The organism is Rhizobium sp. R635, assembly GCF_002211285.1.
Classification (GTDB): Bacteria; Pseudomonadota; Alphaproteobacteria; order Rhizobiales; family Rhizobiaceae; genus Rhizobium.
Window position 1 is genome coordinate 1 of sequence record NZ_LOKX01000001.1, and the last position, 20,320, is coordinate 20,320.

A 20,320-nucleotide genomic window follows, 5' to 3' on the forward strand; every position below is an offset into this window, starting at 1 on the left:
CATGCGGCGACCGTGTGTCGACCGCGCAGACAACCCTGCTCCCGGCGCTGGACAGCTTTGAAGACAACATCGCCCAAACATTCGAATCCCCCTCGCTACGCCGTCCCCAAAAGCGGCGTCGATGCCTGATGACAAAACAGCCTTGACTAAGGCAATGCGATTAGACAACCGCTGCACACTTTTGCGCGACATGCTTTAATGCGAGGTCGCCTCGCTCGCCACAACCGGCTCCTCGCGTTTCCGGCCATGGCCGACCGGGATCAGCCAGGTGGTGAAGAAGGTCAGCACGGCGACGACGACCACGCCCCAGAAGCACCAGTGCAGGGCGGCGTCGAAGACCGCGCGGGTCGCCGGATCGGCGGCAAGTTCGGAGAGCCCGGTCGGCTGGTTCAGCGCCTCATGCAGGCCGGCCGCCGCTTCTCCGGTCGTATAATGGCTGATGCCGGCGTTCAGGATCGCGCCGAGCACGGTGGCGCCGAGCGTATTGCCGAGGCTGCGGGCGAAGATGATCGAGGCGGTGGCGCTGCCGCGCATCGACCATTCCACACTGTCCTGCACCAGCACGATGCTGGTGAGGCTGATGAGGCCCATGCCGAAGCCCATGAAGAAGGAGCCGGCGCCGGCAAGAACAGGAGAGCTTTCCGGCGTCAGGAACAGCAGGAAACAGGCGCCGAAGGGAAACAGCAGGCTGCCGGCGCGCAAGGTGCGGCGAATGCCGAATGCCCTGTAGAAGCGGCTGGAGAGCATCACCGCCATCGGCCAGCCGACGACGAGCATGGTGAGCGTGAAGCCCGCGACGAGCGGCGAGCGGCCAAGCACGCCCTGCACATAGAGCGGCAGAATTGTCGAAAGCCCGATCAGCGCCATGCCGGCCAGCAGCGTCATCACATTGCTGGTGGCGATCAGCCGGCGGCTCCAGAGCGCGATCGAAATGATCGGCTCCGGCGCCCGCTTCTCCTGGCCGAGAAACAGAAGCCCCGCGACCACGAAGACGGCGAAAAGCGAGAGCAGGATCCAGGCGCTCGCATCCGTTTCGGTCAGCATGATGAGCAGCGCGACGATCGAGATCGAAAACAGCACGGCGCCGAGATAATCGATCTCAGCCTGCTTGTGCGCCACGTCCTCCTTCAGGAACACCATGAAGGCGAAGATGGAGACGATGCCGATCGGCAGGTTGATCCAGAAGATCCAGGCCCAGGAGATGTTGTCGACGATGATGCCGCCGGCGAGCGGCCCGACGACGGCCGAGGTCGCCCAGACGGTTGCCATGAAGCCCTGCACCCGCCCGCGCTCTTCGAGCGTGAAGAGATCGCCGATAATGGTCATCGTCACCGGCTGGATCGCGCCGGCGCCGAGCCCCTGCAGCAGCCGGAAAAGCACCAGCGACATCATCGACCAGGCAAAGCCGCAAAGAGCCGAGCCGACGAGGAAGATCAGGATGCCGCCGATCAGCACCGGCTTGCGTCCGAAAATATCGGAAAGCTTGCCGTAGATGACGGTCGTCGTCGACTGCGCCAGCAGGAAGGCGGAAAACACCCAGCTGTAATAGGAAAAACCGCCGAGCTGCCCGACGATGCGCGGCATGGCGGTCGCCACGATCGTCGCCTCGATGGCCACCATGAAGGTCGCCAGCATGATGGTGGCGACGACAAGCACGCGGTTGGAGCGATGCGCTGCATTCGACATGACGATCCTCTTCGGGTGCTCCGCAGGGCCGGAAAATATCGGCAGGCTGGCTGGATGGGCGGCGATGCGCCGTTTGCGGAGGGGTGCTGTTCTTTTACGGCCTGGGCGCCGGTCGGTAAAGCAGTTCTCGCGGCAGTCGTTGATTTTGGCCGGGATGGCCGCCGAAGCAAAGGCCCGGCGCCATTCTGCTCCGGGCCTTCATTCGGCCAGAAGACGGGCCGTCGCCCATCCTCACTGCTGGCATGCCTCGCTGAGCGAACCAGTCCCCGCGGTGCAGCCCGGCACCTGCTGGAGATCCGGATTGACCCCGCCGGGATTGATGGTGCTGCGGCCGCTGTCGAGATTGACGCCGCCATTGCCGGTCGTGCTGCCGGTGGTGCCGGGATCGGTGCCGATGGACCCGGTGCCTGACGCCCCCGTACCGCCCGCGCCGACTGAACCTGAGCCAGAAGTCCCCGAGCCGCCAATAACAGGCGCCACCGAAAGCCGCCCGCTGGAATTCGCACCACCCGACGTCTGCGCCAGCGCCGGGCCGGCAAGGCCGATGGAAAAGAGGGAAATAACGATGAGTTTACAGGACATGATGTTCTCCACGCTTGTTGTCTCAAGGGGAGAACCTGTTCGGCGGCGGCATTGTTCCTGTTGTGGACGTGGTTTTCACAGGTTTGGTCGAGCCAAAAGCTGGGCTCAGGCTAGAAGCGCGACGATCGTTTTCCGTTCGGCAACCGCCTCGACCTTCAAATGCTGAACGCCCATCATTGTCACGTCTCTTGAGGAGTTCCTGTTACAGGAGTGGGGATAGATCGCTAGATCGAAAAAGTGAAGTAACCGGATGCACCGTAATCATAGATCTCGGCCTCTGATCCGTTAACCGTACACTCAAAATGCGAACCGGTGCCGTAGTCATAGCCTTCATATCGACCTGATCGGACCCGTCTCATTTCGATGTGTGCGCTTTCACCATAATGGTACAAGTCGGGGAAATTGCCTTCAATAGCCCCGCCTTTCGAATAATCCCACGCCTTGATCTGGTTTCCGTAGGTTTCAGCTTCAATATTGACGTGTCCCTCGCCAGAATAAGAGTAAACGCCGGAAACTTTTCGACCATGGCTATCTGCCAGGGCAATGGCCGCTATCGATGCGCGAACATGGGTTTTCAAGTTTTTCTCTCCCCAACCGTTTAGACTATATAAGTGCAAGATTTCCGGCTGCAAGGCTAGATTGAATGGATGGGGCTGTGCCATGAGTAGCAAGCATTAATACAATTATATGAAAGTATGCTTGCTATTTTTTGCAAGCATGTTCATATGTGCTCAGCAAGCAAGGAGATTCGCTATGGACGAAATAGACAATGAATCCCCGCAGAGTCTGGGCGGGAAAAAGCGTGCTGAGAATCTTTCCGCCGGCCAACGTCATGAGATAGCAAGTCGAGCTGCAAAGGTGCGCTGGGCAGAAGCCTCGACCCTTCCCAAGGCGACTCACATCGGGAGTTTAAAGATTGGGAATTCTGATATTCCATGTGCGGTTTTATCCGACGGCACGCGGCTTCTCACGCAGGCTGGGTTTCTGGGAGCCCTTGGACGGTCGACAAAACCCAAAGGCAAATCCCAAGTCGCCACCGACGGTTTGCCGCCTTTCTTGGCAACGAAGAGCATTATCCCACTGATAACGCGTGAGATTTTCGATGCGACAGTTCCCATTTCTTTTGTAACATCAAGCGGAGGCAAAGCGCATGGCTACCGCGCCGACTTGCTGCCGATGGTATGCGATCTTTTTCTTGAGGCACGTTCGCAGGGATTGTTAACTGCGCAGCAAGCTCAGATCGCGGAAAAGAGTGAGGTGCTCATGCGAGCGCTCGCAAAGGTCGGCATCGTTGCCTTGGTTGACGAAGCGACTGGCTTTCAGCAAGAGCGTGATCGGGATGAATTGCATCGTTTGCTTTCGGTGTACCTGTCGGAAGAGCGGCTGGCATGGGCAAAGCGCTTTCCTGATGAATTCTACAAGCAAATTTACCGGTTGAAAGGCTGGGCGTGGCCGGTTGGGAAAGGGAAAACGCCATTACTCGGACACATCACCAACGACGTCGTATATGAGCGGCTTCCAACTGGCGTGATAGAGAAGCTCCGAGAACTGAATCCCACCGTTGAGGAAACAAAGCGTCGTAAACACAAGCACCATCAGTTTTTGTCAGCAGAAGTTGGTCAGCCTGATCTTCGTGACCATATTCTGCAGATCATTCCGATAATGAAGATTTCCAAGGACTGGAATGCATTCAAACGTCACCTCGACGTCGCGTTTCCGAAGGTAGGAACGCAGTTTGACATGTTGCCAGAACAATAGGCGTCTTAGGCGGCGCGCGTACTGCGACCATTCCGTTGGCTCTATTGCCCGAGATTGGAGTACGCCACCGTATTGGCTGGAACTTCCGCGAAATGTTTGAAAAAATGGTGCCGCTTACGTGACTCGAACACGTGACCCCATCATTACGAATGATGTGCTCTACCGACTGAGCTAAAGCGGCATTTGGCGGCCGAAGCGTGCGGCCTGCGATTTGCATGGCGCTGATACAGGCATTGTTTGAAGATTTCAAGCACCCTGTCATGCCTTTGGCAAAAAAGAGGGAAGGGCGGTCCGTCTCAGAGCGACAGCCGCGCGCGGGCGGCCTTGTATTCGGCCTCCAGCCGGTCGACGAGGTTTGCGACCGGTTCGACGGCCTTGATGGCGCCGATGCCCTGGCCGCTGCCCCAGATATCCTTCCAGGCCTTGGCGCCGCCGGTCGCCTGTTCGAAATCCATCTTGGAGGGATCGGCCGCGGGCAGGTTGTCGGGGTCCATGCCGGCGGCCACGATAGAGGGCTTGAGATAGTTGCCGTGCACGCCGGTGAAATAGTTGGAATAGACGATGTCGGCGGCGGCTCCCTCGACGATCGCCTGCTTGTAGGCCTCGCTGGCGCGCGCCTCTTCGGTGGCGATGAAGGGCGTGCCGATATAGGCCATGTCGGCGCCCATCGCCTGTGCGGCGAGGATCGCGCCGCCGGTGGAGATCGCCCCGGCAAGCAGCAGCGGACCGTCGAACCATTCGCGGATTTCCTGGATCAGCGCGAAGGGCGAAAGCGTGCCGGCATGGCCGCCGGCGCCGGCCGCCACCGCAATCAGCCCGTCCGCGCCCTTGCGGATCGCCGAATGGGCGTGGCGGTTGTTGATAATGTCGTGGAGCACGATGCCGCCATAGGAATGCACGGCGGCGTTGACCTCCGGCACGGCGCCGAGCGAGGAGATGACGATCGGCACCTTGTATTTGACGCAGAGCGAGAGGTCGTGCTCCAGCCGCTTGTTCGACATGTGCACGATCTGGTTGACGGCAAAGGGCGCGGCCGGCCGATCCGGATGAGCAGCGTCGTGGCGGGCAAGCTCTTCGGTGATCTCGGCCAGCCATTCGTCCAGCTGGCTCTCCGGTCGGGCGTTCAGCGCCGGGAAGGCGCCGACGACGCCCGCCTTGCATTGCGCCAGCGTCAGCGCGGGGTGCGAGACGATGAAGAGCGGTGAGCCGATGACCGGCAGTCTCAGTTTGTCCTTGAGAATTGGGGGCAGGGTCATGGTTCACCGCTTGATTGACGTTTACGAAAACGTCAATCTCATAACAGAGATGAAAAGGCGATTAAAGAGCGGCTGCCACGCCTTCGTCGATTTCAGCCCGAATATATATTTGCGAGACGACGAAGAAAGCGAGGCCCGCAAGCCGTGAAAGCTGTCCATTATCCCGGCCGATCGATCGCGGCCCAGCCTGCAAGGCTTGCGGTTTGCCGCACTTGCCGTTACCGAATTTTGACAGGCAAAGGCAGAGATTACAGTCGGATGCCGGCTTCAAGGTGAAGGACTTGATGTGAGCGGATTAGAAACGGCCATCAGAACGGCGCTCGAGAACTCCGAGCGCGACAATCCGGAGGTTCGAGCGCGGATCTATCAGTCCGCCCGCCAGGCGCTCGAAGCCGGCCTGCGCAAGCAGGACATTACCGATGCCGAGGTCGTCGCCCATCACCGTCATCGCCTGGAAAGCACCATCCACGCCATCGAAAGCGAGGAGCGCGACCGCCTTCACCCCCGGCAGAGACCGCCTGAGGTGCCGGTGCCGCCGGTCGTGGAAATGCCGGCGCCTCCGGTTCACAGAGGTGATGTGGCCGATATCGACAGCCTCATCGACAGTCCTGTGGCCGCGGGCGAGGTGCGCGCCCCCGAGGTCGTCATGCGCCGCGCCGACGAAGCGAGCCTCGACGGCGTGCATGCCGGCAATGCCGATCATCTCTCCGCCGCCCCCGCCGCAGAGGAGCGCCTTGGCCGCGGCGAGCGCGCCACCGAGATGGATTTCCGGCCGGAACGGGCCGCGGGCCGGCGCAAGCCGCGCAAGTTCTTTTCGAGGCTCCTCGTCTGGTGCGTGCTGCTGGCCTTCATCGGCATCGGCGCCTGGTGGGCCTATACGTCAGGCCTGCTGTTGACGGCGGCCGAGCGCGACACCAGCGTCGCCAATCCGCCGGCAAGCACCCAGCCCGAGGATTTCACCGGCAATGACGAGAGCGCGGGGAACGGCATGGCCTCCCACACGGATCAGCCGGTGACCATCGATCCGCAGAACAGTTTTTCGGCGGATTGGATCGAGGTGTTCAAGCCCGCCGATGCTGACAAGATCCAAAGCGGCTCCCGGGCACGCACGGAAAACATCACCGAGAACGATGGTCCCGCCATCCGCCTGATTTCCGAAAGCGGTGCCGCCGACGGCAATGTCACGATCAGCGTGCCTGCCTCCGTGCTGCAGCAGCTTGCCGGCAAATCCTCGACGATCGCCCTGACGCTGCAATCCACCACCGACGAGCCGACCCAGGTCAGCGTCGAGTGCAATTTCCAGACGCTCGGCAATTGCGCCCGCCACCGCTTCACCGTCACCCGGGAAAAATCGGATGCGCTGCTGCAGGTGCGGTTCGACCGCTCGCTCGCGCCGAATTCACCGGGAACGCTTGTTATCAACAGCGATCTCGACGGCAAGGCGCGCGGCATCAATCTCTTCGCCATCCGCATCCTGCCGGGGCAGTGATGCGATCCCCGGCAGGGCGCCGGCCTATTTCGGAAAGCCCTATTTCAGAAATCCGTGCCCGGAGCCGATGATCTCCTTGTCGACCTCGCCGAGCGCTTTTTTGTCCTTGCCGTCGTAGTCCATCCTGTTCAGCATGTGGCGGATCAGCTCCAGGCGCGCCCGCCGCTTGTCATTGGCGCGGATCACCGTCCAGGGCGCGAAATCCGTATGGGTTTCCTTCAGCATGCGGTCGCGCTTCTCGCTGTAGTCGTCCCATTTCGTCAGCGCCGCGATATCCATCGAAGACAGTTTCCAGACCTTCAGCGGATCGTGGCGGCGGTCGTGGAAGCGGTTGAGCTGCATCTCGCGGCCGATGTCGAGATAGAATTTGAAGAAGAAGATGCCCTCATGGGCAATGATCTTTTCGAGCTGCGGCGCCTGCTTAAGGAAATCCTCATATTGCTGCGGCGTGCAGAAGCCCATGACCGGTTCGACGCCGGCGCGGTTGTACCAGGAGCGGTCGAAGAGCACGAATTCGCCCGCTGTCGGAAACTGCGCGACATAGCGCTGGAAATACCACTGTCCCTGTTCGCGCTCCGTCGGCTTGGTCAGCGCCACGACCCGCGCAAGGCGTGGGTTCATATTCTCCGAGGAAGCCGAGATCGCCCCGCCCTTGCCGGCCGCGTCGCGTCCCTCGAAAAGCGCCATCACCCGCTTGCCGGTCGCCTGCAGCCAGAATTGCACCTTGACGAGTTCCACCTGCAGCTTTTCCAGCTGCTCCACATAGTCCTCTTCTTTGAGCTTCTTCTTGTAGGGAAAGTCGCCTGATTCAAGCGCGTGTTCCTCAACCCAGTCCGGCAGAGCGGGATCGTCGACATCGAAGATGCGTTTCGTTCCCCGGATATTCAGCTCCACGGCCCTGTTTTCGACGTCCTCGTCCATTTGTTCCTCCTGCGCCTGATCGTTTCCCTTGCTGCAGGCGAACATATTTGCCGTTGGAAATCAAATCTTTCGCCGCGGACGTCATTTCCCGCGGTTTTCGGCTGCGGTCTTGGCATCGGAGAGGCCGGTTGAAAATTTCTGTCATGATTTGCCGCTATCAGGCAGAGTTCAATATAAAGACAACGAATCGACGCCGCGAGGGCCCTTGCAAGACGAAACATCGTGGACAACGAGCCTGTTGGCGCGCATCCGGCGCGAACGGCCGGTGCTGCTTGCGGCAATCCTCAGCGCTCTCGTCGCCATCGCCGCCGGCATGAACAAATGGGCCGTGCTCGTCCTGCTTCTCGCCATGATCCTGACCGCGCTCTTCAACGAGGCGCCGGTGATCAAGGCCGAGCCCGTCGAGCCTTTGGAAATCGAGCCGGAAGCGCCGGCGAGCCATTTGCCTGATGTTTCCGCCACGCTCGCCAGCCTCGATATCCCTGTCATGGTGCTGTCGGGCGACGCCTCGGTGCTCTTCCAGAACCGCGCCGCCGAAAAGGCTTTCGGCGAGGTGGCGCTCGGCGCTCATATATCGGCCCGCCTGCGCTCGCCCGGCGTGCTCGACATGGTGCGCGAAACCATCGCCACCAATGCGCCGAACCAGATAGAGCATTCCGAGCGGCTGCCTTCCGAGCGTGTCTATATCGTGCGCAGCGCCCCCGTCGAATTCGGGGCCGAGGAGGAGACGCGCGAGCGCTATTTCATCCTGTCTTTTCGCGATATTTCAGAAGTCCGCCGCATCGACCGCATGCGGTCGGATTTCGTCGCCAATGCCAGCCACGAGCTGCGCACGCCGCTCGCTTCGCTGCGCGGCTTCATCGAGACCATCCAGGGACCGGCGAAGAACGATCAGAAGGCGCAGGCGCGCTTCCTCAACATCATGCTCGATCAGGCGACGCGGATGAGCCGGCTGGTCGACGACCTGCTGTCGCTCTCCCGCCTGGAGCTGAAATCGCACATCGCGCCTGACGAGAAGGTCGATCTGGTGCCGCTCCTCGGCCATGTCAGGGATTCGCTGGTGCCGCTCGCAAGGGAGGTCGGCGTCGAGATTAACCTGCACCTGCCCGATGGCAAGGTCGAGGTGCTGGGTGATCGCGACGAGCTCGTCCAGGTCTTCGAGAACCTGATGGAGAATGCCTGCAAATACGGCCAGGAGGGCGAAATCGTCGATGTCTGGCTGAAGAACGGCGCCGGCCAGCCGGTGGAGGTCAGCATCGTCGACAAAGGGCCGGGTATTCCGGCCGAGCATGTGCCGCGCCTGACGGAACGCTTCTATCGCGTCAGCATCGAGGACAGCCGATCGAAGAAAGGCACCGGCCTCGGCCTCGCCATCGTCAAGCATATCCTCACCCGCCACCGCGCCCGGCTGATCGTCAAGTCGGAGGTGGGCAAGGGCACGGATTTTACGGTGCGGTTCTGATATGGCCTATGAGAGGTCTGCGAGGAACGGAGAGGCTGCCGCATAGTCCCTTCTCCCCAGCGGGGGTCCGAAGGACGGGTCGAGAGGTCGCGGCATGTCTCTTTGCCCCGTTCGCGAGCGTCCGGCAACCTGAGGACTGTTTATATCCAATTTGCAATGCCAGGTCGAGAGGCGATCCAAATGTTGCGGTTCGCAGACATGTTTAAGCGGATCCCGTAAAATTTATCATTAAAAAACAAATATTTAACATGTCACAAATGTTTCACCGATCTGACATAAAAGGACAGTGCTTACAGCGCTAGGAGAGTCTCGCCGATGAACAAAGGCACTGCGAGGGCCTCTCTAAAGGCCGCACTCACACAAGCCCAATGCGGGAGATTTCTAATGAACACCTTCAAGCTCACCGTTGCCGCGCTCGCTGCAACCGCCGCTTTCGCTGGCGCTGCCGTCGCCCGCGACCAGATTCAGGTTGCTGGTTCGTCCACCGTCCTGCCTTACGCAAAGATCGTAGCCGAGTCCTTTGGCGAGACCTTCACCAACTTCAAGACGCCGGTCGTCGAATCCGGCGGCACGGGCGCTGGTCTGAAGGAATTCTGCAAGGGCGTTGGCGAAGACACCATCGACATTGCAAACGCTTCGCGTCCGATCAACAAGAATGAAGCCGAAGCCTGCAAGGCAGCCGGCGTAACGGACATCCAGGAAGTCAAGATCGGTTATGACGGCATCGTCTTCGCAACCGACTCTTCCAACCCCGACGTCGCTTACGTCCCGGCTGACATCTACAAGGCGCTGGCTGCTCAGGTCGTCGTCGACGGCAAGCTCGTTGCCAACCCCTACAAGAAGTGGTCGGAAGTCAACCCGAAGCTCCCGGCTGTTGATATCGCTGCCTACATCCCGGGCGAAAAGCACGGCACCCGCGAAGTCTTCGAACAGAACGTCCTGGCTGCCGGCTGCAAGGCTTCAGGCGCCGTCGACGTGATCGCCAAGGAAATCTCCGACAAGGCCGCCCAGGGCAAGGCTTGCGTCGCAGTCCGCAAGGACGGCGCTGCAGTCGACATCGACGGCGACTATCCGGAAACGCTGGCTCGCATCGCCGCCAACAAGACCGGCGTCGGCGTATTCGGCCTTTCCTTCTATGAAAACAACGCCGACAAGCTCAAGGTCGCAACCGTGAACGGCATCGTTCCGTCCACCGAGACGATCTCCAACGGCACCTACCCGGTTTCCCGCCCGCTGTTCTTCTACGTCAAGAAGGCACATCTCGGCGCCGTTCCGGGCCTGAAGGAATATGTCAACTTCTTCGTATCCGACCAGATGATCGGCCCCGAGGGTCCGCTCGCCGAATACGGCCTGGTTGCCGCTCCGGATGCCGAGCGCGAAGCGATCCGCAAGGACGTCGAAGCCGGTAAGGCCATGTAATGACTTTGCCGGCGCGGTGCTTCAAGCCCGCGCCGGCATTGCCTTGCGCCCCGGAGTGCCGGGAGGCGCAAGTTGGAATTCCTTCTCCAATGATTGGAAGCCGAAGGCAGGCTGATGTAGCCGCCGGGCTTTTTTGGGGGCTTTGGGCCTGGGGACGTAAAGAATGAGCACATCCGTCATACTTTTGTGCCTTGTGGTGATCGGTGCCGCCGCCTATCTGGTCGCGCGCAGCCGTGCCACGGCGCTTGCCGGAGGCAGGTCCTCCGCATTGCATTCACGGCCGGCCTATTACGGCGCCTATGCCGCGATCTGGGCCGTTCTTCCCGCCCTCATCGTTCTCTGCGTCTGGCTCTCCGTCAGCCCCGGCATCATCCAGTCCTCGGTTCGCGGCGCTTTCCCTGATGACGTCAAGGCGCAAGCCTCGGTCGAACAGGATCTGAGCTATTCGATGGTGGCGACGGTCGCACGCGGCCTGACGATGCTGACCTCCGATGAGGTCGCGGCAACCGCCAGCGATCCGGCCGCCCTGCAGGCCAAGCTCAGCGAAAAGGGCGTGCCGCTCGCCGGTCAGCCGCAGCCTTACATGGTCGAAGCCGCCAAGACGCTCAATTCCATGAGCGCGACGAGCCGCATCGCCATGACCGCGGTGGTCTTCGTTCTCGCCGTTGCCGGCGCGTTTTACGCTCTCCGCGCCATCGCGCCCCGCTTCCGCGCCCGCAACCGGGTCGAGCGCGTCATGTTGTGGGGCCTGTTGCTCGCCTCCTCGATCGCCATCCTGACGACGATCGGCATCGTATTGTCCATGCTCTCCGAAGCAGCGCGCTTCTTTGCGGTCATTCCCGCCGGCGAATTCTTCTTCGGCACCGTCTGGGATCCGCGCTTTGCCGGCGCCGGCAGCTCGTCCTTCGGCCAGTTCGGCCTCATCCCGCTGCTGCTCGGCACGCTCTATATCGGCCTGGTGGCCATGCTCGTCGCCGTGCCGGTCGGCCTTTTCGCCGCCATCTACATGGCCGAATACGCCTCGCCGAAGCTGCGCGGGGTCGCCAAGCCGCTTCTCGAAGTGCTCGCCGGCATTCCGACGATCGTCTACGGTTTCTTCGCGCTCGTCACTGTCGGCCCATTCCTGCGCGATTTCTCCGCGCAGATCAGCGGCCTGCTCTCCGGCAACTACACCAACTTCATCCAGGCGCAGAGCGTTCTGACGGCCGGCATCGTCATGGGCATCATGCTGATCCCCTACGTGTCCTCGCTGTCGGACGACATCATCACCGCCGTGCCGCGGGCGCTGCGTGACGGTTCGCTCGGTCTTGGTGCCACACGCTCCGAAACCATCAAGAAGGTGGTGCTGCCGGCTGCTCTTCCCGGCATCGTCGGCGCGCTGCTGATGACCGCCTCGCGCGCCATCGGCGAAACCATGATCGTCGTCTTGGCCGCCGGTGTCGCCGCCCGCATCCAGATCAATCCCTTCGAGCCGATGACGACCGTGACCGTCAAGATCGTCAATCAGCTGACTGGCGACCTCGAGTTCACCTCGCCGCAGACACTGGTTGCCTTCGCCCTCGGCATCACGCTGTTCTGCATCACGCTTTGCCTCAACATCTATGCGCTCTACATCGTGCGCAAATACCGGGAGCAGTACGAATGACGAATATTGTTTCTCCCGTCGCAGGAACCGTCTCCAGGGCTACCGCCCGCCGCGATATCGGCATCAAGCGCCGCTACGCCGCCGAGCGCCGGTTCCAGGCCTATGGCATCGCCGCCATCGCTTTCGGTCTGATCTTCCTCTTCATCCTGCTCTGGACGGTGATCGGCAAAGGCTACACTGCCTTCCAGCAGACGGCGATCACCCTGCCGATCGAATTCGCCGAGAAGACGATCGACCCGAACAACAAGCGTGCGACCGACCCGTCGGTGCTGGTCGCCGCCAACTATCCGGTTCTTCTGCGCGACGCGATCGTCAAGCAGCTGAACATCAACGCATCGAGCCGCCCCGACGTGCGCGATGCAACGGCCATGCTCTCCAAGGGCGCGCCGATCCAGCTGCGCGACATGGTCGTCGCCGATCCGTCGATCATCGGCAAAACGGTCAATGTCACCGTGCTCGCCGACGCCAATGTCGACAGCGCCAACAAGGGCCAGATCGATCTTTCGGTCGACGAGAAGAACCGCAAGGTCAACGACAAGCAGGTCGGCTGGATGAACGAGCTGAAGGCGAGCGGGGCTCTGTCCAAGCAGTTCAACACCGGCCTCTTCGTCAACGGCAATTCCAGCCGTCCGGAGGCCGCAGGCCTTGGCGTCGCCCTCATCGGCTCGCTCTACCTGATGCTGATCGTCCTGGTGCTCTCCCTGCCGATCGGCGTTGCCGCCTCGATCTATCTCGAGGAGTTCGCGCCGAAGAACAAGCTGACGGACCTGATCGAGGTCAACATCAATAACCTCGCCGCCGTTCCCTCGATCGTCTACGGTCTGCTCGGTCTTTCCGTCTTCATCAACTTCATCGGCCTGCCGCGCTCGGCCTCTCTGGTCGGCGGCCTGGTTCTGACGCTGATGACCCTGCCGACGATCATCATCGCGACGCGCGCAGCACTCCGCGCCGTGCCGCCGTCGATCCGCGCCGCAGCCCTCGGCCTCGGCGCCTCGAAGATGCAGATGGTGTTCCACCATGTCCTGCCGCTCGCCATGCCCGGCATCCTCACGGGCACGATCATCGGCCTGGCGCACGCGCTCGGCGAAACCGCGCCGCTGCTGCTCATCGGCATGGTCGCCTTCGTCGCCAATGCGCCTGCCACACCGCTCGATCCCTCGACGGCCCTGCCCGTGCAGGTCTATATGTGGGCGAACGAGGCGGAACGCGCCTTCGTGGAGCGTACTTCGGGTGCCATCATCGTCCTGCTCCTGTTCCTGATCGTCATGAACATGGGCGCCATCCTCTTGCGTCGTCGCTTCGAGCGCCGCTGGTAAACGGAGTTAAACATCATGAACATGTTGACGGAAGCTGCAGTTGAAAAGGCGCTGGATCAGAAGATGAGCAACGTCCCGTATAAGATGATCGGACAGGATGTTTCGGTTTACTACGGCGAGAAGCGCGCGCTTTTCGATGTGAACCTGAACATTCGCGAAAACACCGTAACAGCCCTGATCGGCCCCTCCGGCTGCGGCAAGTCGACCTTCCTGCGGAGCCTCAACCGCATGAACGATACGATCGACGGCTGCCGCGTCACCGGCAAGATCACGCTCGACAGCGACGATATCTATGATCCCGATATCGACGTCGTCGAACTTCGCGCCCGCGTCGGCATGGTTTTCCAGAAGCCGAACCCGTTCCCGAAGTCGATCTATGAAAACGTCTCCTACGGCCCGCGCATCCACGGTCTTGCCAAGTCGAAGGCCGATCTCGACCAGATCGTCGAAACCAGCCTGCAGCGTGCCGGCCTCTGGAACGAGGTCAAGGACCGCGTGCATGAATCCGGCACCGGCCTTTCCGGCGGTCAGCAGCAGCGTCTTTGCATCGCCCGCGCCGTCGCCGTCAGCCCCGAAGTCATCCTGATGGACGAGCCCTGCTCGGCGCTCGACCCGATCGCCACCGCCAAGGTCGAGGAGCTGATCCACGAGCTGCGCGAGAACTACACGATCGTCATCGTCACCCACTCCATGCAGCAGGCCGCTCGCGTTTCGCAGCGCACCGCCATGTTCCACCTCGGCAACCTCGTCGAGGAGAACGATACCGACAAGATGTTCACCAATCCGGACGATCCGCGCACCCAGGACTACATCATGGGCCGTTTCGGCTGATTCTGGCGACATCGCGTCTTCCCGTTATTCGAGGATAAAGCCCATGGCATCGACACATATTTTTTCTGCCTATGATGATGATCTGAAGTTCCTGTCCAGGCGGATTTCCGAAATGGGCGGGCTGGCCGAGCAGATGGTCAGCGAATCCGTTCGCGCGCTCGTCAACGGCGATACCGCGCTCGCGCAGAAGGTCATCTCGGACGACGTGATCCTCGATCACATGGAACGCGAGATCGGTGACAAGGCGATCGTCACCATCGCCCGCCGTCAGCCGATGGCCTCGGACCTGCGCGAGATCATGGGTTCGATCCGGATCGCCGGCGATCTCGAACGCGTCGGTGACCTCGGCAAGAACACCGCCAAGCGCGTCATCGCCGTCCAGGCGACGGGCGTTCCCCGCAAGCTCGCCCGCGGCCTCGAGCATCTGTCGGAACTCGCGCTCGTCCAGCTCAAGGAAGTGCTCGACGTCTACACGACGCGCGCTGCCGACAAGGCGAAGTCGATCCGCGAACGCGACAACGAGATCGACGCCATGTACACCTCGCTGTTCCGCGAACTCCTGACCTACATGATGGAAGACCCGCGCAACATCACCAGCTGCACGCATCTTCTCTTCTGCGCCAAGAACATCGAGCGTATCGGCGACCACGCCACGAACATCGCCGAGACGATCTACTACATGGCGACAGGCGCACAGCCGGAAGGCGACCGTCCGAAGGACGACAGCGCCAACACCGTCGGCGCGGTGACGGAATAACCGTCCCGGACCGCCATTTGCGCGCCCGCAGGGGCGCGCAAAGAGGTCGCAGCCACATCTGAATTTGCGCAGGATCCTGCTTAAATCGCCCCCGGTTTAAGGATCATGCGCGAGGAGACCGAGACGCATGATCCCGAGAGTTGCAGTTGTTGAAGATGAAGAAGCCCTCAGCGTGCTTCTTCGTTATAACCTCGAAGCGGAAGGTTTCGAGGTCGATACCATCCTTCGCGGTGACGAGGCCGAAATCAGGCTTCAGGAGCGCACGCCCGATCTTCTCATCCTCGACTGGATGTTGCCCGGCGTCTCCGGCATCGAGCTTTGCCGGCGCCTGCGCATGCGCCCGGAAACCGAGCGCCTGCCGATCATCATGCTGACGGCGCGCGGCGAAGAGAGCGAGCGCGTCCGCGGGCTCTCGACAGGCGCCGACGATTACGTCGTCAAGCCCTTCTCGACCCCCGAGCTCGTCGCCCGCGTCAAGGCGATGCTGCGCCGCGCCCGCCCGGAGGTTCTGTCCACGGTGCTGAAATGCGGCGATATCGAGCTTGATCGCGAAACCCATCGCGTCCATCGCAAGAGCCGCGAAGTCCGCCTCGGCCCCACCGAATTCCGCCTGCTGGAATTCCTGATGTCGTCGCCGGGCCGGGTCTTCTCCCGCTCGCAGCTTCTCGACGGCGTCTGGGGCCACGATATCTACGTCGACGAGCGCACCGTCGACGTCCATGTCGGCCGCCTGCGCAAGGCGCTGAATTTCTCCAACATGCAGGACGTCATCCGCACCGTCCGCGGCGCGGGTTATTCGATGGAAGCCTGAGCCCCGTAAGCGGGGTAAGGGGATTTCCCGGCAACAACCCGGATGCCCAAGCGCCTCAATCCAATGAATAAAAAAACGGGCCGTTCGGCCCGTTTCTCATATCTAGCAATGCCAGTCTGCTCAGCTGACCCGTGCGGTCGCCCTGCGGCGCTCGTTGATCGGCTGATAGGCGAGCTTCTGGTGATAGCTGCAATAGGGCGAATTGTCGGGGGATTCGCAACCGCAGAAGTGGAAGTCTTCCTTCAGCGGGTCGCCGACCGGCCACTTGCAGGTGCGTTCGGTCAGTTCCGTCAGGCCGAGACGGCGGGAAATCGGCACCACCACGTTGCCCTTCGGCACGTATTCCATTTCCTCGACCGCTTCGATCTCGATCTCTTCCTTCAGCATCGTCGCGCCCTGCTGGCGGGTGACGGTGCGGGTGGTGATCCGCGAGGCGTAGTTCGGGGCGCGCGGCGCCGACGTATTGCGCTTCGGCGTACGCGCCGCGGTGGCCGTGCCGCCCGCTTTGGCGCGGCCCGGAAGGCTCAGCCGATGCACCTTGCCGATGACGGCATTTCTGCTGACCCCGCCAAGCTGCGCCGCGATCTGGCTGGCGCTCAGTCCTTCGGACCATAGCTTCTTGAGTTTCTCGACCCGCTCGTCTGTCCAGTTCATGCCCTGTCTCCACCTTTTGCGTTGGTGATGGCAGAATCCCTCACCGTTGTCCCGGAAGCCTCCGAAACAAGAAACGCCTGATCAATTTTGGTGACTAGTTCCGCCGCATGCAGTCTAGTAATTGAACTTTAACCTAGTGTGAGGCTGACTCCCTGACAAGAGTCGCGGGAATCCGGATGAATCGAATTCGGAGTTTTCCCCAACTTGCTTCCCCCGCGTGTCATTTCTGCAATAATGCCTGTTGAAGGTCGAAAATGCCGCTGTACAAGCTTGCTGCATGCGCTAAGGCCGCAGTTTTGTTGACATTGCAGCGCGAAAAGGAAATAGTACCGCTCGCCGCCGAAAGGCGGCATTTTTGATTTTTCGGGCCTGGTTTTCTTAGCCGGAGTCCGAGGCTCTGTAATTGTGAACGGGAGACCCGCGCCATGGCTGAAGCCGCGCCGCTTTATGACACCTATTCTCGTGCCCCGCTGCGGTTCGAGCGAGGCGAGGGCGTGTGGCTGATCACCGAAAGCGGCGAGCGTTATCTCGATTTCGGCGCCGGCGTCGCCGTCACCTCCGTCGGCCACGGCAATCCCCATGTTGTGGGCGCGCTGAAGGAGCAGGCCGACAAAGTCTGGCACCTCTCCAACATCTATGAAATTCCGGGCCAGGAACGCCTGGCAAAACGCCTGACTGACGTAACCTTCGCGGAGAAGGTGTTCTTCACCAATTCAGGCGCGGAGGCGCTCGAATGCGCCATCAAGACGGCGCGCCGCTACCAGTTTTCCAAGGGTCATCCCGAGCGCTTCCATATCATCACCTTCGAAGGCGCCTTCCACGGCCGCACGATCGCGACGATCGCCGCCGGCGGCCAGGAGAAATATCTCGAAGGCTTCGGCCCCAAGGCGCCCGGTTTCGATCAGGTGGCTTTCGGCGATATCGAGGCGGTCCGCGCCGCCATCACCGATGCGACGGCCGCAATCCTCATCGAGCCGGTACAGGGCGAGGGCGGTGTGCGTCCGGCCACTCCTGAGTTCATGAAGGCGCTTCGCCAGATCTGCGATGAAAACGGCCTGCTGCTGATCCTCGACGAGGTCCAGACCGGCGTCGGCCGCACCGGCAGGCTCTTCGCCCATGAATGGTCCGGCGTGACGCCCGATATCATGGCCGTTGCCAAGGGCATCGGCGGCGGCTTCCCGCTCGGCGCCTGCCTTGCCACCGCCGAAGCCGCTTCCGGCATGAAGGCCGGTACGCACGGTTCGACCTATGGCGGCAACCCGCTTGCCATGGCCGTCGGCAGCGCCGTGCTCGACGTCATTCTCGCCGATGGCTTCCTCCAGCAGGTGCGCGACGTGGCGCTCGTCTTCCGCCAGGGGCTGGCTTCCCTCAAGGATCGTTATCCCGATGTGATCGAGGATATCAGAGGTGAGGGGCTTTTGCTCGGCATCAAGGCTGCCGTTCCCTCCGCCGAACTGCTGCAGGCGATCCGGGAAGCGCATCTGCTTGGCGTCCCCGCCGGCGACAACGTCATCCGCCTTATTCCTCCTCTCGTCGTCACCGCCGAGGAGGCCCGCGAGGGCCTTGCACGCATCGAGCGCGCCGCCGAAAGCGTTCGCGCTTCCAAGGTGAAGAAGACGGCTTGAAGGGATTGCCGCCTCCGGGCGCACGACAGGTAAGAACACGATATGGCTCCTAAACATTTCCTCGATCTTTCGGCGGTCACTACAGCCGATCTCAGAACCATCATGAACGATGCGCTCGCCCGCAAGCAGGCCTTCAAGGCCGGCAAGGGCGACAAGCCGCTCGCCGGCAAGATGCTGGCGATGATCTTTGAAAAGCCGTCGACCCGCACCCGCGTCTCCTTCGATGTCGGCATGCGCCAGCTCGGCGGCGAGACGCTGTTCCTCTCCGGCACCGAAATGCAGCTCGGCCGCGCCGAGACGATCGGCGATACCGCCAAGGTGCTGTCGCGTTATGTCGATGCGATCATGATCCGCACCACCGAGCATTCGCGCCTGCTGGAGCTTGCCGAACATGCGACCGTGCCTGTCATCAATGCGCTGACGGACGACACCCATCCCTGCCAGATCATGGCCGATATCATGACCTTTGAAGAGCACCGCGGGCCGATCAAGGGCAAGACCATCGCCTGGACCGGCGACGGCAACAATGTGCTGCATTCGCTGGTCGAAGGGGCCGCGCGTTTCGGCTATCGCATGAACATGGCCGTACCCCTTGGTTCGGAGCCCAAGGATCACTATCTGAACTGGGCCCGCAATGAGGGCGCCGAAATCATGCTCTGCCATGATGCCGACCGTGCGGTCGCCGGCGTCGATTGCGTGGTGACCGATACCTGGGTCTCCATGAATCAGGAACATCGGGCCCGGGGTCACAATGTCTTCCAGCCTTATCAGGTCAATGCGGCCTTGATGGCGAAGGCCGGCAATGATGCATTGTTCATGCATTGCCTGCCCGCCCATCGCGGCGAGGAAGTGACGGATGACGTGATCGACGGCCCGCAATCCGTGGTCTTCGATGAGGCGGAAAACCGTCTTCATGCACAGAAATCGATTCTTGCTTGGTGCCTGGGCGCGATCTGAACCATAATCGGATGTCGTGAGTCAAAAGCTCGCGACCGCGCGAGCGCCGGGCACTCTGGCCGTCGCTCTGAAAATAAGGAGTGAAAGCCATGGCAGAAGCTGCAGCCGTTCTTGGCCAGTTTGATTTCGCCGGCGATGATCATGTCGTCCCCTTCCAGGTCGAGGGTCTGGATGTGCGCGGCCGCGCCGTCCAGCTCGGCCCGATGCTCGATGCCATCCTCGAGCGCCATCATTATCCCGCACCCGTCGCCCGGCTGCTGGCTGAAGTCGTCGTGCTGACGGTGCTGCTCGGCACCTCGCTGAAATTCGAGGGCAAATTCACGGTGCAGACCAAGGGCGATGGCCCGGTCGATCTTCTCGTCGCCGATTTCTCGACGCCGGAAAATGTCCGCGCTTATGCCCGCTTCGATCAGGCCCTGCTCAACAAGGCGATTGCCGCGGGCGAAACCGAGCCGGAGCAGTTGCTCGGCAAGGGCGTGCTCGCTTTCACCATCGACCAGGGCAAATTCGGCCAGCCCTACCAGGGCATCGTCGCGCTCGACGGTACCTCGCTCGAGGATATCGCCGGCGTCTATTTTCGCCAGTCGGAGCAGATCCCGACGCGCGTGCGCCTTGCGGCGGCCGAGCTTTTCGATCGTGACGATGCCGGCAAGCCGCGCCATCGCTGGCGGGCAGGGGGGCTTGTCGCCCAATTCCTGCCGGAGGCCCCGGAACGCATGCGCCAGCCGGATCTCCACGGCGGCGACGGCGATCCCGGCGACCGTCCGCACGGCGAGGATGACGCCTGGGCCGAAGCCCGCTCGCTGGTCGAGACGATCGACGCCGATGAACTCACCGATCCCCAGGTCGGGACCGAGCGGCTCTTGTTCCGCCTGTTCCACGAGCGCGGCGTGCGTGTCTACGAACCCCGCGCCGTCTTCGACCGCTGCAGCTGTTCGCGCGAAAAGATCGGCGGCGTGCTGAAGGGCTTTTCGGCCGAGGAGATCGAGGCAAGCCAGGAAAACGGCGAAATCGCGGTAACCTGCGAATTCTGCTCGACCACCTATCGCTACCCTGTGGATGAGGTTGCGCCGCAGCTCGGTTAACATTGTTAAGTTGAGACGCAGAATGTGTAATAGAAGAAAGTAGCGACGATACTGCACGGTGATTCG

18 protein-coding genes and 1 tRNA gene are annotated in these 20,320 nt (G+C 61.5%); 12 read left to right on the forward strand and 7 right to left on the reverse strand.

The window, feature by feature from the left end; translation table 11 throughout:
• Positions 1-195: 195 nt before the first annotated feature.
• The 3 genes from ATY78_RS00005 to ATY78_RS28050 form a co-directional block, all read right to left on the reverse strand.
• Positions 196-1,686: an MDR family MFS transporter gene (locus tag ATY78_RS00005; RefSeq protein WP_088680322.1), complete on the reverse strand. Its 1,491-nt coding sequence runs from the start codon at positions 1,684-1,686 to the stop codon at positions 196-198.
• A gap of 231 nt (positions 1,687-1,917) precedes the next feature.
• A complete protein-coding gene (locus tag ATY78_RS00010; protein WP_088680323.1) occupies positions 1,918-2,268 on the reverse strand; it encodes a hypothetical protein in 351 nt (116 codons plus the stop codon).
• A 224-nt stretch (positions 2,269-2,492) separates the two neighbouring features.
• Entirely contained in the window at positions 2,493-2,846 is a 354-nt protein-coding gene (locus tag ATY78_RS28050) for a hypothetical protein (RefSeq protein WP_141105606.1), read from the reverse strand.
• A 175-nt stretch (positions 2,847-3,021) separates the two neighbouring features.
• Between ATY78_RS28050 and ATY78_RS00015 the strand changes: the two genes are divergently transcribed.
• On the forward strand, positions 3,022-4,026 hold the full coding sequence (locus ATY78_RS00015) for a P63C domain-containing protein (protein WP_088680324.1): 1,005 nt from the start codon (positions 3,022-3,024) through the stop codon (positions 4,024-4,026).
• Positions 4,027-4,131: 105 nt separating this feature from the next.
• Here ATY78_RS00015 and ATY78_RS00020 read toward each other — a convergent pair.
• Both ATY78_RS00020 and ATY78_RS00025 read right to left on the reverse strand, forming a co-directional pair.
• Positions 4,132-4,207 (reverse strand) — tRNA-Thr (locus tag ATY78_RS00020).
• A gap of 115 nt (positions 4,208-4,322) precedes the next feature.
• Positions 4,323-5,282 carry a nitronate monooxygenase family protein gene (locus ATY78_RS00025; protein ID WP_088680325.1) on the reverse strand — a complete coding sequence of 320 codons (960 nt, stop codon included), beginning with the start codon at positions 5,280-5,282 and terminating at the stop codon, positions 4,323-4,325.
• 286 nt (positions 5,283-5,568) lie between these two features.
• Here ATY78_RS00025 and ATY78_RS00030 point away from each other — a divergent pair, with 286 nt between their 5' ends.
• The gene (locus ATY78_RS00030; RefSeq protein ID WP_088680326.1) at positions 5,569-6,771 is read left to right on the forward strand and encodes a regulator; all 1,203 of its coding nucleotides are present in this window, start codon (positions 5,569-5,571) and stop codon (positions 6,769-6,771) included.
• Positions 6,772-6,810: 39 nt separating this feature from the next.
• Here the strand turns inward: ATY78_RS00030 and ppk2 are convergent, their stop codons facing one another.
• A complete protein-coding gene (ppk2, locus tag ATY78_RS00035; protein WP_088680802.1) occupies positions 6,811-7,692 on the reverse strand; it encodes a polyphosphate kinase 2 in 882 nt (293 codons plus the stop codon).
• A gap of 238 nt (positions 7,693-7,930) precedes the next feature.
• Between ppk2 and phoR the strand changes: the two genes are divergently transcribed.
• The 7 genes from phoR to phoB all read left to right on the forward strand — a co-directional run bounded on the left by phoR (position 7,931) and on the right by phoB (position 15,933).
• A complete protein-coding gene (phoR, locus tag ATY78_RS00040; RefSeq protein ID WP_088680327.1) occupies positions 7,931-9,154 on the forward strand; it encodes a phosphate regulon sensor histidine kinase PhoR in 1,224 nt (407 codons plus the stop codon).
• A gap of 384 nt (positions 9,155-9,538) precedes the next feature.
• Positions 9,539-10,573 carry a substrate-binding domain-containing protein gene (locus tag ATY78_RS00045; protein WP_088680328.1) on the forward strand — a complete coding sequence of 345 codons (1,035 nt, stop codon included), beginning with the start codon at positions 9,539-9,541 and terminating at the stop codon, positions 10,571-10,573.
• A 163-nt stretch (positions 10,574-10,736) separates the two neighbouring features.
• On the forward strand, positions 10,737-12,218 hold the full coding sequence (pstC, locus tag ATY78_RS00050; RefSeq protein WP_088680329.1) for a phosphate ABC transporter permease subunit PstC: 1,482 nt from the start codon (positions 10,737-10,739) through the stop codon (positions 12,216-12,218).
• The gene (gene pstA / locus ATY78_RS00055; protein WP_088680330.1) at positions 12,215-13,534 is read left to right on the forward strand and encodes a phosphate ABC transporter permease PstA; all 1,320 of its coding nucleotides are present in this window, start codon (positions 12,215-12,217) and stop codon (positions 13,532-13,534) included. The genes pstC and pstA overlap by 4 nt, the downstream gene beginning before the upstream one ends.
• Before the next feature lie 15 nt (positions 13,535-13,549).
• Complete coding sequence (gene pstB / locus ATY78_RS00060; protein WP_088676713.1) at positions 13,550-14,365, forward strand: phosphate ABC transporter ATP-binding protein PstB; 816 nt, start codon at positions 13,550-13,552, stop codon at positions 14,363-14,365.
• A 43-nt stretch (positions 14,366-14,408) separates the two neighbouring features.
• Positions 14,409-15,122, forward strand: coding sequence for a phosphate signaling complex protein PhoU (gene phoU, locus ATY78_RS00065; protein WP_088680331.1), 714 nt, complete (start codon positions 14,409-14,411; stop codon positions 15,120-15,122).
• 127 nt (positions 15,123-15,249) lie between these two features.
• Positions 15,250-15,933 (forward strand): phosphate regulon transcriptional regulator PhoB, encoded by a 684-nt coding sequence (gene phoB, locus ATY78_RS00070; RefSeq protein WP_003570612.1) that lies wholly within the window; start codon positions 15,250-15,252, stop codon positions 15,931-15,933.
• A gap of 120 nt (positions 15,934-16,053) precedes the next feature.
• On the opposite strand, the gene ATY78_RS00075 is transcribed toward phoB, so the two are convergent.
• Positions 16,054-16,587, reverse strand: a complete 534-nt coding sequence (locus tag ATY78_RS00075; RefSeq protein WP_088680332.1) for a GcrA family cell cycle regulator — start codon at positions 16,585-16,587, stop codon at positions 16,054-16,056.
• A 425-nt stretch (positions 16,588-17,012) separates the two neighbouring features.
• On the opposite strand from ATY78_RS00075, the gene ATY78_RS00080 reads away from it, so the two are divergent.
• The 3 genes from ATY78_RS00080 (at position 17,013) to ATY78_RS00090 (ending at position 20,254) form a co-directional block, all read left to right on the forward strand.
• The gene (locus ATY78_RS00080; RefSeq protein ID WP_088680333.1) at positions 17,013-18,212 is read left to right on the forward strand and encodes an aspartate aminotransferase family protein; all 1,200 of its coding nucleotides are present in this window, start codon (positions 17,013-17,015) and stop codon (positions 18,210-18,212) included.
• A 42-nt stretch (positions 18,213-18,254) separates the two neighbouring features.
• Entirely contained in the window at positions 18,255-19,169 is a 915-nt protein-coding gene (gene argF / locus ATY78_RS00085; protein WP_088680334.1) for an ornithine carbamoyltransferase, read from the forward strand.
• 89 nt (positions 19,170-19,258) lie between these two features.
• Positions 19,259-20,254, forward strand: coding sequence for an Hsp33 family molecular chaperone (locus ATY78_RS00090; protein ID WP_088680335.1), 996 nt, complete (start codon positions 19,259-19,261; stop codon positions 20,252-20,254).
• The last annotated feature ends 66 nt before the right edge of the window (positions 20,255-20,320 follow it).

Excerpts from the sequence above, each read along its gene's own strand:
- ATY78_RS00010 (WP_088680323.1), bottom strand. The coding sequence starts at position 2,268 with ATGTCCTGTAAACTCATCGTTATTTCCCTCTTTTCCATCGGCCTTGCC.
- ATY78_RS00045 (WP_088680328.1), top strand. The coding sequence starts at position 9,539 with ATGAACACCTTCAAGCTCACCGTTGCCGCGCTCGCTGCAACCGCCGCT.
- ATY78_RS00090 (WP_088680335.1), top strand. The coding sequence starts at position 19,259 with ATGGCAGAAGCTGCAGCCGTTCTTGGCCAGTTTGATTTCGCCGGCGAT.
- phoU (WP_088680331.1), top strand. The coding sequence starts at position 14,409 with ATGGCATCGACACATATTTTTTCTGCCTATGATGATGATCTGAAGTTC.
- ppk2 (WP_088680802.1), bottom strand. The coding sequence starts at position 7,692 with ATGGACGAGGACGTCGAAAACAGGGCCGTGGAGCTGAATATCCGGGGA.
- ATY78_RS00005 (WP_088680322.1), bottom strand. The coding sequence starts at position 1,686 with ATGTCGAATGCAGCGCATCGCTCCAACCGCGTGCTTGTCGTCGCCACC.
- ATY78_RS00075 (WP_088680332.1), bottom strand. The coding sequence starts at position 16,587 with ATGAACTGGACAGACGAGCGGGTCGAGAAACTCAAGAAGCTATGGTCC.
- ATY78_RS00015 (WP_088680324.1), top strand. The coding sequence starts at position 3,022 with ATGGACGAAATAGACAATGAATCCCCGCAGAGTCTGGGCGGGAAAAAG.
- phoB (WP_003570612.1), top strand. The coding sequence starts at position 15,250 with ATGATCCCGAGAGTTGCAGTTGTTGAAGATGAAGAAGCCCTCAGCGTG.
- ATY78_RS00080 (WP_088680333.1), top strand. The coding sequence starts at position 17,013 with ATGGCTGAAGCCGCGCCGCTTTATGACACCTATTCTCGTGCCCCGCTG.
- pstB (WP_088676713.1), top strand. The coding sequence starts at position 13,550 with ATGAACATGTTGACGGAAGCTGCAGTTGAAAAGGCGCTGGATCAGAAG.
- ATY78_RS00025 (WP_088680325.1), bottom strand. The coding sequence starts at position 5,282 with ATGACCCTGCCCCCAATTCTCAAGGACAAACTGAGACTGCCGGTCATC.
- argF (WP_088680334.1), top strand. The coding sequence starts at position 18,255 with ATGGCTCCTAAACATTTCCTCGATCTTTCGGCGGTCACTACAGCCGAT.
- pstA (WP_088680330.1), top strand. The coding sequence starts at position 12,215 with ATGACGAATATTGTTTCTCCCGTCGCAGGAACCGTCTCCAGGGCTACC.
- pstC (WP_088680329.1), top strand. The coding sequence starts at position 10,737 with ATGAGCACATCCGTCATACTTTTGTGCCTTGTGGTGATCGGTGCCGCC.